Here is a 16,327-nt window from a genome sequence, read left to right on the forward strand (position 1 = left end):
CATGAGCTCCGACACGCGCAAGACCCTCGACTCCCTGCGCAGCCAGCGATGGTTCGCCACGGACAACATCCGCGGCTTCGCCCATCGCCAGCGCATGCAGCAGCAAGGCTTGAACCGCGATGAGTTCATGGGCCGGCCCGTCATCGGCATCCTGAACACCTGGAGCGAACTGTCGCCCTGCCACGCCCATCTGCGCGAGCGCGCGGCGGCCGTCAAGCGCGGCGTCCTGCAGGCGGGAGGCTATCCGCTGGAACTGCCCGCGCTGAGCCTGGGCGAAGTCATGGTCAAGCCCACCACCATGATGTACCGCAACTTCCTGGCCATCGAGGCCGAGGAATTGCTGCGCAGCCTGCCCCTGGACGGCGCGGTGCTGATGGGCGGCTGCGACAAGACCACACCGGGCCTGGTCATGGGCGCGCTGTCCATGGACCTGCCCGTCATCTTCTGTCCCGCCGGCACGATGCTGAACGACCGCTACCAAGGACAGACCGTGGGTGCCGGTACGCATACGCGCAAGTACTGGGACGAATACGCGGCGGGCAACATCCAGCAGCGGGAATGGATCGCGCTGGAAGCAAAGATGACCCGCACGCCCGGCACGTGCAATACGATGGGCACGGCCAGCACGATGACGGCCATTGTCGAAGCCATGGGCTTGTCCCTGCCCGGCGCCAGCAGCATTCCGGCCATGGATGCCGCCCACTCGCGCATGGCATGGGCCTGCGGCCAACGCATCGTCGATCTGGTGTGGGAAGACCTGCGGCCCTCGCGCCTGTTGACCGGGGAGTCGCTGCGCAACGCCGCGGTCGCCTATATGGCCCTGGGCGGCTCGACCAACGCGGCGGTCCATCTGCCGGCCATGGCCGGCCGGGCCGGGTTGAAGCTGGGACTCGATGAATTGGACGCCATCGCCAGGCAGGTCCCGGTGCTTGCCAATCTCTTCCCCTCCGGCAATCGCTTGATGGAAGATTTCCACTATGCCGGGGGGCTGCCTGCCCTGCTGAACAAGCTGCGGTCCCATCTGTCGCTGGACGCCCTGACCGTCACAGGCCTTACCCTGGGCGACAACATCGCCGGCATCGAATGCCAGGATCACGACGTGATCCGCGATCCGGATAACCCCGTGGTGCCCGCCGCGCCGGACTGCCCGGAATCCGGCATGGCCCTGGCGGTCCTGCGCGGCAACCTGTGCCCCGATGGCGCGGTGATCAAGCCCTCCGCCGCGACACCCGCGTTGCTGCGCCATACCGGCCGCGCGCTGGTCTTCGATTCGAACGAGGCCATGCTCGCCGCCATGGACGATCCCGGCCTGGACGTCGACGCCGACACGGTGCTGGTGTTGCGCAATGGCGGGCCGATCGGCGCGCCCGGCATGCCGGAATGGGGCAACCTGCCGATCCCCAAGAAACTGCTGCGCCAGGGCGTACGCGACATGCTGCGCCTGTCCGATTCGCGCATGAGCGGCACCCACTACGGCACCTGCGTCCTGCATATCTCGCCCGAGTCGGCCGTGGGCGGTCCGCTGGCGCTGCTGCGTTCCGGGGACCGTATCACGCTGGACATCGGCGCGCGGCGGCTGGACATGGACGTGTCCCAGGCGGAGCTGCAGGCCCGGCGCGCCGCGTGGCGGCCGCCGGAACGCGGCTACGCCCGCGGCTACGCCAGGCTTTACCAGGAGCAGGTCACCCAGGCTCACGAAGGCTGCGACTTCGCATTCCTGCAAGGCAGCGCGCCGACCCCCGAACCCCCGATCTACTGAACGCCATTCCCCGTACCGCGACCGCACGCACCGGCAACCCGCTTCACCGCGCGCGCCGTTCGGCATCGCTCGCGATCCCATCCACGCCACCCCGGCTATCCATCAGGACTGCATCCATGGCCACCACGCCCGACCTGCTCTCCAACCCTTTCCGCCAGCGGCTCGCCCAACCGGGGGTTCCGCTCGGCACCTGGCTGATGTCCGGCGCCACCAGTACGGCAGAGGCCATGGGCCGGGCCGGTTTCGACTGGCTCCTGCTGGACCTGGAACACGTGCCCGTGGACGATGCGCTGGCGCTGTATACCCTGCAGGCGATCGCCGGCACGCCGGCCTGCCCCATCGTCCGGCTGCCGGCCAACGACCCGGTGCGCGTGAAGCGGGCGCTGGACATGGGCGCCGGCACGCTGATGTTTCCCTTCATCGATACCCCCGAGCAGGCGGCGCTCGCGGTCGCCCATTCGAAATATCCGCCGCAGGGAATACGCGGCTTCGCCGCCGTGCATCGCGCCAGCGGCTATGGCACGACGCCGGACTACGGCGCGCGGGCCAACGACTCCGTGTTCACCGTTATCCAGCTGGAAACGCCGCGGGCGATCGAAAACCTGGAAGCCATCGCCGCCGTTCCCGGCGTGGACGCGCTGTTTTTGGGCCCTGGCGATCTGTCGGCCAATATGGGCCACATCGGCAACATCACGCATCCGGAAGTCGCCGCGGTCATCGCGGATGTCGCCCGCCGAAGCCAGGCCGTGGGCATTCCCTGCGGCATCGTCGGCCCGACGCCCGAAGTGGTGGGGCGTTTCCTCGAACTGGGCTATCGCTTCGTGGCGGTGGCCTCGGACATGGGAATGATGATGCGGCAGGCCACCGCCTTCGTCCAGGCCATACGGCCGAATCTCGCCCGGCACTTCGACAGCACCGTCTATTGAGAGCGCGCGCCGCCCGCGCGGCGCGTCCATCCGCCATCGCAGCGCCCGGCCGCCCCCGCGGCCTGAAACCAACAACATCCACGGAGACAACGTCATGCCATTTCCCGCCCCACCCCGCCGCCGGCCGCGCGCATTTCGCGCCGCGCCCATCGCTTTCGCGCTGCTGGCGCTCGCCGGCCTTGCGGCACCCGCGGCGCGCGCGCAGGAGGATTTCCCCGCCCGCCCCGTGACCATGATCGTGCCCTTCGGCCCGGGCGGCACCTCGGACATCATGGCCCGCATCCTGCAGAAGGCGTTGACCGATACGCTGGGCAAGGCGGTCGTCATCGAGAACCGCGCCGGGGCGGGCGGGGCCATCGGCATGTCGGAACTGGCACGGGCTCCGCGCGACGGCTACACCGTCGGCCTGAGCGTGGTGGGGCCGGAGGCCATCCAACCCGCCATCCGCAACACCGGCTATACGCCGGACAGCTTCGACCATATCTGCGGCACCTATGCCGTGCCGCTGATGATGATGGTGCCCCAGTCTTCGCCCTGGCATAGCGTGCGCGATGTGGTGGAAGCCGCGCGGCGCAAGCCCGGCACGCTGAACTACGGATCCTCGGGCACGGGTACCGTCCTGCACCTGTCGATGCAGGGCCTGATGGACCTGGCCGGCGCCAGCGCCCTGCACGTTCCGTACAAGAGCTCCGGCGACATGGTCACCGGCCTGATGGGCGGACAGATCGACGTCTTCAATGAAACGCCTACCGTTTCGCGCCAGTACAAGCTGCGTCCGTTGGCGGTATTCGACGACCGGCGCCTGCCTGCCTATCCGGATGTGCCGACCGCGACGGAACTCGGCTATCCCATTACGTCCACGGTATGGGGTGGGCTGATCGCGCCGCGCGGGGTGCCCGCCGCCGTGCGCGCGAAGCTGGAAGCCGCCTGCGATCGCGCCGTCCATACCCAGGCCTACCAGGACGCCGCCGCCAAGCTGGACACGCCGCTCGTCTACAAGGACGGCGCCGCGTTCGCGGATTTCGTCAAGGCGGAATATGGGCGTTATGGCGCGCTGGTGCGCAAGATGGGACTGGACAAACAGTAGCGCGCCGGCCGATCCGCCGTGCCGCGCCGAGCTGGGCGGCCAGGGGCACACAGGCTGCATTCAGGAGCGGCTATTAAGATTGAGGCTGTACCCCTGCCTTTCATACATGAGCACCGGTGGGCTGGCCGCGAAGCGCGGTCCGCCCCCTGCCCCTTTCCCAGCCCGAGACGCAATGCCACGATCCAATACCCATGCCCCCTTACTATGGATCGTCGCCGCCGGCTTTTTCATGCAGACGCTGGACACCACCATCGTCAACACGGCATTGCCCGCCATCGCCCGGGATCTGGGCGTCCCACCGCTGACCTTGAAGCCCGTGGTCGTGGCGTACATGATCACCATGGCGATGATCATGCCGGCTTCCGGCTGGCTGGCCGATCGCTATGGCAGCCGCAAGGTTTACTTCACCGCGATCCTGGCGTTCGTGGTGGGGTCTTTTCTCTGCGCCTGTTCCGGCACGCCCACCCAGCTGGTCATGGCGCGCGTGGTGCAAGGCGCCGGGGCGTCCATGCTGCTGCCTGTCGGAAGGCTGACGGTGCTGCGCACGGTGCCGCCCTCGGCGTTCATTTCGGCCCTGGCGTTCATCGCCATCGGCGGGCAGATCGGGCCCATCTTCGGCCCGGTGCTGGGCGGCGTCTTCGTCGAAACCTTGAGCTGGCACTGGATTTTCCTGATCAATGTGCCCGTCGGCCTGGTCGGCATGTGGGCCGTCCGCCGCCATATGCCGGCGCAGGCGCGCGACGACACGCCGCCGTTCGACTTCGTCGGCTGCCTGCTCCTGGCAACGTGGCTGGTGGCGTTCTCCACGGCGCTGGACGTCCCCGCGGACACGCACGCGGGCGCCTGGGCCGCCGGCCTGCTGGCGCTGAGCGCGCTGGCTGCCGTGGGCTATTGCCTGCACGCGCGTCGCCGCAGCAATCCGCTCTTCCCCCTGAGCCTGTTCCGCGAGACGAACTACACCGTCGGCATCGCCGGCAACCTGGTCTGCCGGATCGGTGCCGCAGCGGTGCCGTTCCTGCTGCCGTTGATGATGCAGCTGGGCATGGGCTACACGCCTTTGCACTCCGGACTGATGCTGGTCCCCGTCGCCGCCGCCGGGGCCGTATCCAAATCGTGGGTATCGCCATTGCTCAAGCGCTATGGCTATTCCCGCTTTCTTATCGCCAATACGCTGTTCGTCGGCTTCTGGATCATTTCCTTTGCCCTGTTCTCGCGCGACTGGCCGCTTTGGCTGCAGATCGTGCAACTGGCCGCCTTCGGACTGGGCAACTCCATGCAGTACTCGGCCATGAACAGCGTCACGCTGACGTCGCTGAGCCCGCAGCAGGCGGGTCCTGGCAACAGCCTTTTCTCGATGTTCCAGATGGTGGCGATGGGATTGGGCGTGACGGTGGGCGGCGCCTTGGTCACGCTGCTCGCGGGACCCGAGCGGCACCTGGCGCCGGCCTTTGCCTGGTCCTTCGTCTGCGTGGGCCTGATTACCTGGCTGTCGGCGCTGGTATGGCGGCGGCTGGACGGCGGCAAGCTTGCCGCCGGGCTCAATCCCGCCTGACGGGGCGGTACCATATCGGCCAGTCCACCGATACGTAGTCCAGCGCATGCAAGCCAGACGGGCCCGACAAGGGGAGTTGGCCATCCCGAAGACCGGCACGCCCCCACGGGGAGCCACGGGCGCGGATGTCGATCCAGGTATCACGCTCGCGGATGCGCACTGCGCGGATTTCGATTGGGATGCACCGTCCGCGAGCGCCCAGGCGGCGCGCGCGCTGCTGGGCGAAGGCGCATCGCCGCACACGGTGGCGTCCTATCGCGCCGCGGCGCGCTATCTGGCCGCCTGGCACGGGCAACGGCTGGGTACGCCGCTTTCGCTGCCGGTCCCGGTACGCGCGGTCATTCTGTTCATCACGGATCACCTGCAGCACACCAGCGGGACCGGTCTCGCGCATGGCCTGCCGGCGGACGCCGATGCGGCGCTGGTTGCCCTGGGCGTCAAGGCGCGCCCCGGCCCGCTGGCCTTGTCCACGGTACAACACCGCCTGGCGGTGCTATCCGAAGCCCATCGAACGCGGGACCTGCCCAACCCCTGCCGCAGCCGCGCCGTGCAGACGCTGATGGCGCGCACGCGCGCGGCTTACGCCAGGCGCGGCGTGCGGGCGGCGAAGCAGCCGGCCCTGACGCGAGAACCGCTGGAACAGCTGCTGGCCACCTGCGACGACTCGCTGATCGGTTTGCGCGACCGCGCGCTGCTGCTGTTTGCGTGGGCCAGCGGCGGCCGGCGGCGCTCCGAAGTGATCGCCGCGCGCGTCGACGACCTGCAGCCGGCGCCGGAAGGCTACGTCTATATCCTGCGCCAGTCCAAGACCCACCAGGACGGCGCCGAGCACGCGGATATGTACAAGCCCGTGGTCGGGCGCGCGGCGCAGGCCCTGGACGCCTGGCTGCGCGCCGCCGGCATCGCCGGCGGCCCGTTGTTCCGCCGCGTGCGCCGTGGCGGCGTGGTGGGCGCGGAAGGACTCAGCGGCGAAGCGGTGCGCCGCATCGTGAAGCAGCGCTGCCGGTTGGCCGGCCTGGACGAGCGCTATGCCGCCCACAGCCTGCGCGCGGGTTTCGTCACCGAGGCGGGACGCCAGGGCGTGCCCCTGGCCGAGGTCATGGCGATGACCGGACATGCCAGCGTGAATAGCGTGGTCGGGTATCACCGCGCCGGCGCCGCGCCGACGCTGCGCGCGGCGCGGCTGCTGGACGAGTCTCGCTGATCCGCACGGCAGCCGCGGTACAGCCTGTCCCGCCACCGCGGCGGATAGCCCGCGGCCGCTGCCGCCAGGGCACGGCGACCGCCCTTCAGGCCTGTCCGCGCCGCAGCAGCGCCTGGATATAACGGCCGGCTTCCAGGATGTCGCAACGGATGGCGCGCGCCGTGCCGTCGGCGTCGTTGCGCGCCAGGGCCTCCACGGCTTCGGCGTGATAGTCCATCTGCTTCAGGTAAGGCACGTACTCCGCCAGCACCAGGTTCAGGACCGGCCCGCACCGCAGCCACAGCGTTTCGATGGCATCCTCGATGATGTCCATGCCGCTCAACGCGTAGATGTGAAAGTGGAACCGGCGATGGACATCCAGGTAGCCCTGGTGCCCCTCCACATCGATCAGCCGCTTCATATCGGCCAGCAGGCCGCGCAGCGTGGCGATGTCCTCCGGCGTCGCATGCGCGGCGGCTTCATACGCGGCGCGGCTTTCCAGTTCCGCCCGCATGATCAGCAGTTGCCGCAACTGGTCGGCGTCCACCTCGGGCACGACCGCCCCGCCGCCCTGCCCGCCGGTGCCCCGGCGCAGGATGCGTTCGGCGACCAGGTGATTCACCGCGTCTCGCACCGGCGTCAGGCTGATGCCCAGTTCCGCCGCGACATCGCGCAGCAGGATGCGGTGCCCCGGTTCGTAGCGGCCGCTCAACAGGGCGTCGCGCAGGGCGGCATAGGCGCGATCCCACAGGGTTTCGCGATCTATGGGCTGCAGCGCGGGCGGCTTGGTACCGCCCGCCGCGCCGGCGCCTTTCAAAGAGGACATCTGGCTACCTTTTTTGTTCGGGGTCGTTGAACCGCCCTATTTTCGCACCTTCGGGCCGCCTGGCGGGCATAAGTCCAGGGCTGTCGGGTCGGCCGGACGGATGATTGTTATTTGTTATAACGAATGATAGTATCCCCTCGACGGTGGCCGAAGAGCCGCGCCCTGCGCCCCCAACCGGGCGCCCCAAACGGAGGAGACCCGCATGACCTTGCTATCCCGACTGGCAGGCGCCCTGGCGTGCGCCTGCGCCATCGCCGGCGCGCACGCCGCGCCCGACAATTTCCCCGACCGCAGCATCCGGTTCATCATTCCGTGGAACGCCGGGGGATCGAACGACATCGCCGCACGCGAACTGCAGCAGATCGTCGCCGAACAACAGAAAATCACCCTGATCGTCGAAAACGCGCCGGGCGCCACCGGCGCGATCGGCCTGGGCAAGGTGGCGGCGTCGCCGCCCGACGGCTACGTCGTCGGCATGGGCACCAGTTCGACCCTGGCGCAGATCGCGCAGAACCTGACGCCGCTGCGCAACGAACAGTTCGCCCATATCGCCCGCGTATCGACCGACCCGCTGATCCTGCTCGTGCCCAAGGACGGCCCCGCCAACCTGGAGGAATTCCTGGCCCACATGAAGCAGAACCCGGGCAAGGTATCCATCGGCACGCCGGGCACCAACAACCTGAACCACATCTTCGCCGAGATGACCGCGCGCGCGGCGGGCGTGGGCTATGTCAACGTGCCCTATCCCGGCGGTTCGCGCGTCATCGCCGACCTGGCGGGCAGGCAGATCCAGGCCGCGGTGCTCAAGCCCTCGGAAAGCAAGGGCCAGATCGACGCGGGCTATGTGCGGCCGATCGCCGTCTTCAGCAACGAACGGCTGCAGGTCTACCCCGATGTGCCGACGTTCAAGGAAAAGGGCTACGACGTTTATCCGTACGGCCCGCTGGTGCAGATGGCCTATGTCGTCGCCCCCGCCGGCATCCCGCCCCAGGTGCGCCAGCGCCTGATCGATATCTTCTCGCAGGCCATCCAGAGCGAGAAGTTCAAGACCTTCGCCCAGCAGAACGGCTTCCTGGTCGACGACATGAAAGGCCAGGCGCTGGACACCGAAGTCCGCGATGTCCAGGCCACGCTGAACAGCGTGGCAACCAAGGTTTTCAAGCACTGAGGAAACAATGAGCACAATCAAGAAAGTGACCTGCCACGTCGTCGCCGCGCCCATCGAACGGCCATTCACCTCTTCGCGTGGCTGGCTGTACAAGACGCGCGGCTCTTGCATCGTCGAGATCGAGACCGCCGACGGCGTGGTGGGCTGGGGCGAATGCTACGGACCGGCGCAGGTGGCGCGCGCCTATATCGAATCGCAGTACGGCCCGCGCATCGTCGGCCGCGATGCCTTCGACGTGGAGGTCATCTGGGAAGACCTCTACAACCGCATCAAGGACTACGGCAATACGGGCATGGCGATATCGGCGCTGAGCGGCATCGATATCGCGCTGTGGGACATCATCGGCAAGGTGTGCGGCAAGCCCGTGCACAAGCTGATCGGCGGCGCGTACCGCACCGAGGTCCAGTCCTATGCCACGGGCCTGTACTTCATCGATATGGATCGCCTGATCGAAGAAGCCGTGGAAGAGGCCAGGGAATACGTGGACCAGGGTTTCCAGGCGATCAAGATGAAGATCGGCCTGGGATCGCCCAAGCTGGATATCCAGCGGGTGGCGGCGGTGCGCGAAGCGGTGGGCGACGATGTCCGCCTGATGGTGGACGCGAACCATTGCTTCACCGTGCCTGCCGCCATCCGCCTGGGCCGCGAGCTGGAGCGCCTGAACATCGAGTGGTTCGAAGAGCCGATTTCGCCCGAAGACCTGGACGGATACGTCGAGGTCACGCGCGCGCTGGACATCGCCGTGGCCGGCGGCGAAAACGAATTCACGCGCTGGGGTTTTCGCGACATCGTCGCGCGCAAGGCCATGGACATCGTGCAGCCCGACGTATGCGCGGCCGGCGGGATCAGCGAATGCCGCAAGATCGCGGCGCTGGCCATCTCGCATGGCGTGGAGTGCGTGCCGCATGCCTGGGGTTCGGCGATCGGCCTGGCCGCCACGCTGCATTTCCTGGCCGCCCTGCCCGACCAGCCGCCCAGCTTCCGGCCCATGCCGCCATTGCTCGAATTCGAGCAATGCGAAAACCCCTTCCGCGACCTGCTGACCGTCGAGCCCATCGAGCAGCGGCGCGGTGTCGTGCAAATCCCCACCGGTCCGGGGCTGGGCATCGAGATCAAGCGCGACGTGCTCGATCGCTACCGCGTCGCCTGAGGCCGCCATGCGATTCGTTTCCTTCTACCGCGCCGACGGCCGCGCGGTGCCCGGCTTCATCGACCAGGACCATTCCGGCGCCGCCTGCGTGGTCGACGTCACGCTGCCCGGCAACGATCCATGGGCGGCCGCGCTGCCGCCCGACATGCTGTCCTGGGTCGACATGGGCCTGGACCGCCTGGCGGCGCGGCTGCGCGACTGCCGGTTTGCCGCCGGCGCGCGCATTCCGCTGGGCGACGGGCGGCTGGCGGCGCCCTTGCCCAGGCCCGGCAAGATCGTCGGCGCGGCATTCAACTATCGCGACGCCTTGCGGGAGCGCGACATGGCGCCGCCCGCCACGCCGGTGATTTTCATCAAGTCCGGCCGCACCGTCATCGGGCCGGACCAGCCCGTGCGCCTGGCGGCCGACGTCGGCAATGTCACCTACGAGGCGGAACTGGCGGTGGTGATCGGCCGTACCGCCCTGCGCATCGACGCGGCGCAGGCGCCGGCCCACATCGCGGGCTACCTGACGCTGAACGATGTCAGCGCCAGCGACATGGTGCGCGCCGACAAAGCCTTCGTGCGCGGCAAGAACCAACCCACCTTCTGTCCCTGCGGTCCCTGGATCGCCACGCCGGACGAGGTCGCCGAGCCCGGGGCACTGGCGGTCACGCTGCGGCTGGACGGCACGCTGCGCCAGGCCGGCAATACCGCCGACCTGGTGTTCGGCGTCGCCGAGCTGATCGCGTATGCCTCCACCCAGATGCCCCTGGACCCGGGCGATATCATTGCAACCGGCACGCCCGCCGGCGTGGCCGCCTCCCACCAACCCGCGGCATGGCTGCGGCCCGGCTCGGCGATGGTCGCCGAAGTCCAGGGCCTGGGCGCGCTGCGCAACCCGATCACAACGGACGATTCCTGATGCCCTCGCAACCCATCGTGGTGCTGACCAGCGCCATCCATCCCGACGAACACGCCCGCCTGGCCGGGCATGCGACGGTGCGCGTGTCGCCGGACGCGCGCCCCGAAACGTTGAAGGCCGCCGTGGCCGATGCCGACGGCCTGGTCGTGCGCAATCCGCTGCCGGCCGATATCTTCGAACAGGCGCCGCGGCTGAAGGGCGTGGTGCGCCATGGCGTGGGGCTGGACATGATCCCCATGGAGGCGGCCAACCGGCGCCGCATCCCGGTGGCGAACATCCCGGGCTCCAATACGGCATCGGTGGTCGAATACTGCCTGGCCGCGATGCTGCACCTGCGGCGCCGCCTGGCGGCGGTGGACGCCATGCTGCGCGCGCAAGGCTGGTCGCCGGCGCGTTCCTTTGGCGAAAGCGGCGACGAACTGGCCGGCCAGACACTCGGCATCGTTGGCGTGGGCGCCATCGGCAGCCGGCTGGCCGCCCTGGCCCAGGCGCTGGATATGCGTGTACTCGGCCTGACGCGCCGCCCGCAGACGCTGCCGGCCGGCGTGCAGGCGGTCGACAAACCCACGCTGATGCGCGAATCCGATGTGATCGTGCTGGCCTGCCCGCTGAACGAGCAGACGCGCGGGCTGATCGATGCGCAGGCCCTGGCGCTGGCCAAGCCCCAAGCCTTGCTGATCAACGTGGCGCGCGGGCCCGTCGTGGATGCCGCCGCGCTGCTCGCGGCCATCGGCGCGGGCCGCCTGGGCGGCGCCGCCCTGGACGTTCACGATGTCCAGCCCCTGCCCGCCGATGCCCAGGTGTTCCGGCATCCCGGCCTGCTGCTGACGCCGCACCTGGCCGGCAGCACCGCCGCCAGCATGCGGCGCATGAGCCGCGGCGCGGTGGACGAAATGCTGCGCATCCTGCGCGGCGAAGCGCCGTTGAACTGGGTCAACCAACATGAAATAAACGCCGACTGAGATCGTCCTCCGCGGCGCGGACGCCGCGGCGGCGGCCTGCGGCACGGACGCGGCGGCGACGGCGCGATTCAAGAAAAGAGAGGAGGCACCATGCGAATCACCGACCTGAAAGCGGTACCGATTTCCTTTCCCGTACCGGAGAACAAATCCGTGCGCCTGGGCATCGGCCGCAGCGTCAAGCGCGATGCCGTGCTGGTGCGCGTCGACACCGATGAAGGCGTGACGGGCTGGGGGGAAGCGCATCACGGGCGCTGCCCGGGCGCCATCGCCAGGCTGATCGACACCACCGTGCGCGAACTGGTCCTGGGCATGGACCCGCGCGACGTCAGCGGGGTGACCGCGCGGGTCCTGAAGATGCAGTTCGCCAGCCATGGCATGGGCGCCGCGGCCGCGCTGGCCTTGAGCGGCGTGGACCTGGCGCTATGGGACATCCGCTGCCAGCTTACCGGCTGGCCGCTGTATCGCCTGCTGGGCGGCGCGGCCAGGCCGGTGAAGGCCTATGCGGGCGGTATCGCGCTGGGCTGGCAGGCCCCGGAAAGCCTCGCGCAGGAAGCGCTGGGGCTGGTCGAACAGGGGTACCGCGCGCTGAAGCTGCGCGTGGGCGATACGCCGGCGCGCGACATCGCGCGCGTGCGGGCCGTGCGCGCGGCGGTGGGCGAGGACGTCGACATCCTGGTCGACGCCAACACCAACTACCGTATCGAGGATGTGCGGCGCGTCATGCCCGCCTACGAGGAGTGCCAGGTGGTATGGCTGGAAGAACCCTTCCCCGCCCACGATCACCATGCCTACGCCACCGCGGCGCGACTGGGCCGCGTGCCGCTGGCGGCCGGCGAAAACCACTACACGCGCTACGAATTCGGACCGCTGCTGGAATCCGGCAGCGTCGGATATGTGCAGCCGGATCTGTCCAAGGTGGGCGGGGTCACCGAAGCCATGCGGGTGGCGGCGATGGCGGCGGCGCGCAAGCTGTCGGTGAACCCGCATACGTCGGCCACGGCGATCAACATGGCGACGTCCATCCACTATTTGTGCGCCGTGGACAACCCGGGCTACTTCGAGGCGGACGTCACCGCGCTGAATCCCTTCCGCGACGACATGATGGACCGGCTTCCCTATACGCTGGACAAGGACGGTTGCGTGCAGCCGCATGAGGGCGTGGGCATCGGCCTGCGCATCGATGCGGCCTTCCTTGCCGCGCATCCGCTGATCGAGGGACCCTGCTACGTGTAAGGCCACGGCCGACGCAGGGATACACACGATTGCCACGCGGGCCCGGCCATGCTGAACTGGCCGCATGAATCTGCGCCAGATCGAAGTTTTCCGTGCGGTCATGATGGCCGGCTCGGTCAGCGGAGCCGCCCAGCTGCTGCACGTCTCCCAGCCGGCGGTCAGCCGGCTCATCGCCTATACGGAACAGCGGCTGGGTTTTCCGCTGTTCCAGCGGCTGCGCGGCCGCCTGCATCCGACGGCCGAAGCCCACAAGCTGTTCACCGAGGTGGAAGCGCTATACCAGGGCGTGCAACGCATCAACGGGCTGGCCGGCGACATGGCCAACCAGGCCGGCGGCGTGCTGCGCATCGCCTGCAGCCCCAGCCTGGCCTACGGCCTGCTGCCCATGGCGATCGCCTCGTTCGCCCAGCGCTATCCGGATGCCAAGGTCGTCGTCGAAGGCATGCTCGCCAAGCCGCTCGCGGACGCAGTCCTGACGCAGACCGTGGATGTCGCGGTGGCCATCGTGCCCTTGCAGCATCCCCGCATCCAGACACATAGGCTGTTCCGCAACCGCGTGGTGGCGGTGCTGCCTGCCGGGCACCGCCTGGCCGAGCGCAAGCGGCTGCGCATCACGGACCTGCGCCACGAACGCGTCATCGGCTACAGCCCGGAAACGCCGCTGGCCCATGCCATCGGACGGCTGTACGACGGCGCGCATCTGGCCCCGCGCTGGGTCGCCGAAGTCAAGCAGACCCATGTGGCCTGCGCCATGGTGCAACAAGGCATGGGCATCGCGCTGGTGGATGAACAGGCGCAGCTGGGCGGCGCCTGGCCAGACCTGCGCATGCGGGAGATCACCCCGTCCATCGACCTGCAGATCCGCGTGGGCTACGCCCGCCATGAACCGCTGTCGGCCACGTCGCAGGCATTCGTCGACGAACTGCAATCCCTGCGCCACCCGCTGCTGGCGCCCGCGGCGTAATACCTCCCCGCAAAGCCAATGCCGGCGCGGCGAATAACACGGCGTTATGGAAATTTTCCATATCGGAATACGACATACGCCCGGCCGCTGCCTAGAATTTCCGCGAAGCCGCCGGCATAGGCGGCGGGAAGTCCGACCGCACAAGGGGTAAAACATGAAGCTCGCATTGCCTTGCCTGGGCCGCTGGCTGGCGGCCGCGCTGTTGTCGCTACCGATGCTGGCGCGCGCCGCGCCCTATCCGGATAGGCCCGTTACCGTGGTCGTGCCCTATCCGGCCGGCGGCTCGCTCGATACGGTCGGACGGCCGATCGCGCAGATGTTCGAGAAGGCCACCGGCCAGCCCATGATCCTGGAGAACGCCGGCGGCGCCGGCGGCCTGATCGGCGCGGGCAAGGTCGTGAAATCCGCGCCCGACGGCTACACGCTGCTATTGGCCAGCAACGGGCAAGTGACGATCGCGCCCCTGATGTACAAGGACATGCCCTACGACCCCGCGCGCGACCTGCTGCCCGTGGCCCATCTCGTGGACCAGACCGCCGTCCTGTACGCCAGCGCCAAATCTCCCTACAAAACGTTTGCCGATGTCGCCGCGGCCGCGCAGTCCGGGCACGAAAGCATTCAATTCGCCTCCAGCGGCAACGGCAGCATTTCGCACCTGGCGCTGGAACTGCTGGCCCAGAAAATGGGCGCGAAGTTCAACCACGTGCCCTACCGGGGCGCCGCGCCGGCGCTGCAGGACCTGGCCGGCGGCCAGGTGCCGCTGTTGTTCACGTTCGTCGGTTCGGCCAAGGCGCTGACGGCCGCCGGCCTGGTCCGCCCCCTGGCCGTCGCGTCGCCGCGCCGGCTGGCCGCCCTGCCCGAGGTCCCCACCTTCGCCGAACTCGGCTACCCCGGTGTCGAAGCGTCGGTCTGGATCGGCCTGATGGCGCCGAAGGGCACGCCGCGAGACCGCATCGACCGGCTTTCGGATGTCGTCGGCGGCCTGTTGCGGCAAGCCGATTTCCAGAAGCTGATGGCCGACAACAACATGGAGGTCCGGGGCGGGTCCATCCAGGCATTCCAGGACATGATGCGCGCGGACGCCGCGCGGTGGGACGCGCTGGCCAAGTCGGTCAACCTGGCCGGCAAATAAGGCCGCGCGCGATCGCCGCGGGGCGCCGCGCGGACGACACGACTCCGATAAGGTCCTTGCCGTCGGCGCCCCGGCAGCCCCATTTTTTGATGGCAACTTTGTTCAACGCAGGAACTTCGATGAAACAGATCACGGGCGTCGCGCCTTCCGGCTCCATGGGAAGCGGCTACAACCTTGCCTCATTCAAACGCGCCATGCAGGCCAATCCCGACTTCATCGGCCAGGACGCGGGGTCCACCGACATGGGCCCCTACTATCACGGCGCGGACCAGCCGTTCCTGCCGATGTCGGCGTATCGACGCGACCTGGCCGTGATGCTGCAGGCGGCACGCGCGGCGAAGATTCCGCTGCTGATCGGTTCGGCCATCACCAACGGGTCGAACCGGACCTTGCAGCTGATGATCGGGCTGGTACGTGAAGTCGCGGCCGAACACAAGCTGTCGTTCAAGCTCGCGGTGATCGGCGCGGAAATCGACAAGTCCTACCTGAAACGCAAGATCGAAGCCGGCCCCATCGAACCGATGGGCCCGGAAGGCATCCTGACGGCCCAGGTGGTGGACGCCGCCGGCCCCATCGTCGCGCAGATGGGCATGGAGCCTTTCATGCAGGCGCTGCAAGCGGGCGCCGAGGTCATCATCGCCGGCCGCGCCTGCGACGACGCCATCTTCGCCGCGCTGCCCGTGCTGCGCGGTTTCGACCCCGGGCTTTCCCTGCATTGCGGCAAGATACTGGAATGCGCCGGCCTGTCGGCGGTGCCCTACGACCTGGGCGAACCGATGATCGGGCGTGTGCGCCAGGACCACTTCGAGGTCGAGCCCGGCAATCCCGGCAGCCGCTGCACCACGGTATCGGTGGCGGGACATTCGCTGTACGAACGCAGCGATCCCTTCCTGCAGGCGGGCCCGGGCGGGCTGAACGACCTGACGCATGCCAGCTTCGAACAGACGGACGATCGCACGGTGCGCGTGCGCGGCAGCGCCTACGTCAAGGACACGCAATACCGCGTCAAGCTGGAGGCCGCGGAACAGCTGGGCTATCGCAGCATCGTCGTGGTCGGCATCCGCGACGCGGTCATGATCCAGGAACTGGACGGCGTGCTGGAGCATGCCCGCGAACGGGCCGAAGAACGCTTCGGCCTGCGGGAAAACGGCATCAGCCTGTTCTTCCGCGCCTACGGCAAGGATGGCGTGATGGGCGAGCTGGAACCGGACCGGGACCCGCCGGCCAAGGAAGTCGGCCTGGTCATCGACGCGGTGGCGCCGGACCAGAACACCGCGACCGCCGTCGCGATGTTCACCCGCGGCGTGCTGCAGCACGCCCACTATCCCGGCATCCTGACCACGGCCGGCAACATGGCTTATCCATTTTCCCCTTTCGGCATTCCGGTGGGGCCCGCCTATCGCTTTTCGGTCTACCACCTCATGCCCGTCGCCGATGCGTGCGAGTGCTTTCCCATCCACTACGAGACCATCAGGAACTAA

The 16,327-nt window shown here is 68.4% G+C and carries 14 protein-coding genes; 13 read left to right on the forward strand and 1 reads right to left on the reverse strand.

Annotated features, from left to right (window positions below; all coding sequences use genetic code 11):
• Nucleotide 1: 1 nt before the first annotated feature.
• The 5 genes from araD to CAL28_RS15620 all read left to right on the forward strand — a co-directional run bounded on the left by araD (nucleotide 2) and on the right by CAL28_RS15620 (nucleotide 6,528).
• Complete coding sequence (araD, locus tag CAL28_RS15600) at nucleotides 2–1,759, forward strand: L-arabinonate dehydratase (protein ID WP_094842222.1); 1,758 nt, start codon at nucleotides 2–4, stop codon at nucleotides 1,757–1,759.
• 116 nt (nucleotides 1,760–1,875) lie between these two features.
• Nucleotides 1,876–2,685, forward strand: a complete 810-nt coding sequence (locus CAL28_RS15605) for an HpcH/HpaI aldolase family protein (protein ID WP_094842223.1) — start codon at nucleotides 1,876–1,878, stop codon at nucleotides 2,683–2,685.
• Between the two features lie 94 nt (nucleotides 2,686–2,779).
• The gene (locus CAL28_RS15610) at nucleotides 2,780–3,772 is read left to right on the forward strand and encodes a tripartite tricarboxylate transporter substrate binding protein (protein ID WP_094842224.1); all 993 of its coding nucleotides are present in this window, start codon (nucleotides 2,780–2,782) and stop codon (nucleotides 3,770–3,772) included.
• Between the two features lie 172 nt (nucleotides 3,773–3,944).
• Nucleotides 3,945–5,324: an MFS transporter gene (locus tag CAL28_RS15615; RefSeq protein WP_094842225.1), complete on the forward strand. Its 1,380-nt coding sequence runs from the start codon at nucleotides 3,945–3,947 to the stop codon at nucleotides 5,322–5,324.
• Between the two features lie 214 nt (nucleotides 5,325–5,538).
• Nucleotides 5,539–6,528 (forward strand): site-specific integrase, encoded by a 990-nt coding sequence (locus CAL28_RS15620; protein ID WP_094844653.1) that lies wholly within the window; start codon nucleotides 5,539–5,541, stop codon nucleotides 6,526–6,528.
• Nucleotides 6,529–6,613: 85 nt separating this feature from the next.
• On the opposite strand, the gene CAL28_RS15625 is transcribed toward CAL28_RS15620, so the two are convergent.
• Nucleotides 6,614–7,333, reverse strand: coding sequence for a GntR family transcriptional regulator (locus CAL28_RS15625; protein WP_094842226.1), 720 nt, complete (start codon nucleotides 7,331–7,333; stop codon nucleotides 6,614–6,616).
• Nucleotides 7,334–7,535: 202 nt separating this feature from the next.
• On the opposite strand from CAL28_RS15625, the gene CAL28_RS15630 reads away from it, so the two are divergent.
• The 8 genes from CAL28_RS15630 (at nucleotide 7,536) to CAL28_RS15665 (ending at nucleotide 16,327) form a co-directional block, all read left to right on the forward strand.
• Nucleotides 7,536–8,501, forward strand: coding sequence for a tripartite tricarboxylate transporter substrate binding protein (locus CAL28_RS15630; RefSeq protein ID WP_094842227.1), 966 nt, complete (start codon nucleotides 7,536–7,538; stop codon nucleotides 8,499–8,501).
• A gap of 7 nt (nucleotides 8,502–8,508) precedes the next feature.
• Nucleotides 8,509–9,651, forward strand: coding sequence for a mandelate racemase/muconate lactonizing enzyme family protein (locus CAL28_RS15635; RefSeq protein WP_094842228.1), 1,143 nt, complete (start codon nucleotides 8,509–8,511; stop codon nucleotides 9,649–9,651).
• Nucleotides 9,652–9,658: 7 nt separating this feature from the next.
• Complete coding sequence (locus tag CAL28_RS15640) at nucleotides 9,659–10,555, forward strand: fumarylacetoacetate hydrolase family protein (protein WP_094842229.1); 897 nt, start codon at nucleotides 9,659–9,661, stop codon at nucleotides 10,553–10,555.
• Nucleotides 10,555–11,517, forward strand: coding sequence for an NAD(P)-dependent oxidoreductase (locus tag CAL28_RS15645; RefSeq protein WP_094842230.1), 963 nt, complete (start codon nucleotides 10,555–10,557; stop codon nucleotides 11,515–11,517). Before CAL28_RS15640 ends, CAL28_RS15645 begins: the two co-directional genes overlap by 1 nt.
• Before the next feature lie 90 nt (nucleotides 11,518–11,607).
• A complete protein-coding gene (locus CAL28_RS15650) occupies nucleotides 11,608–12,750 on the forward strand; it encodes a mandelate racemase/muconate lactonizing enzyme family protein (RefSeq protein WP_094842231.1) in 1,143 nt (380 codons plus the stop codon).
• Between the two features lie 64 nt (nucleotides 12,751–12,814).
• Nucleotides 12,815–13,714, forward strand: a complete 900-nt coding sequence (locus CAL28_RS15655; protein WP_094842232.1) for a LysR substrate-binding domain-containing protein — start codon at nucleotides 12,815–12,817, stop codon at nucleotides 13,712–13,714.
• 154 nt (nucleotides 13,715–13,868) lie between these two features.
• A complete protein-coding gene (locus CAL28_RS15660) occupies nucleotides 13,869–14,846 on the forward strand; it encodes a Bug family tripartite tricarboxylate transporter substrate binding protein (RefSeq protein ID WP_094842233.1) in 978 nt (325 codons plus the stop codon).
• 119 nt (nucleotides 14,847–14,965) lie between these two features.
• On the forward strand, nucleotides 14,966–16,327 hold the full coding sequence (locus CAL28_RS15665; RefSeq protein WP_176464015.1) for an acyclic terpene utilization AtuA family protein: 1,362 nt from the start codon (nucleotides 14,966–14,968) through the stop codon (nucleotides 16,325–16,327).

The sequence above is a fragment of the Bordetella genomosp. 11 genome, assembly GCF_002261215.1.
Classification (GTDB): Bacteria; Pseudomonadota; Gammaproteobacteria; order Burkholderiales; family Burkholderiaceae_B; genus Bordetella_C.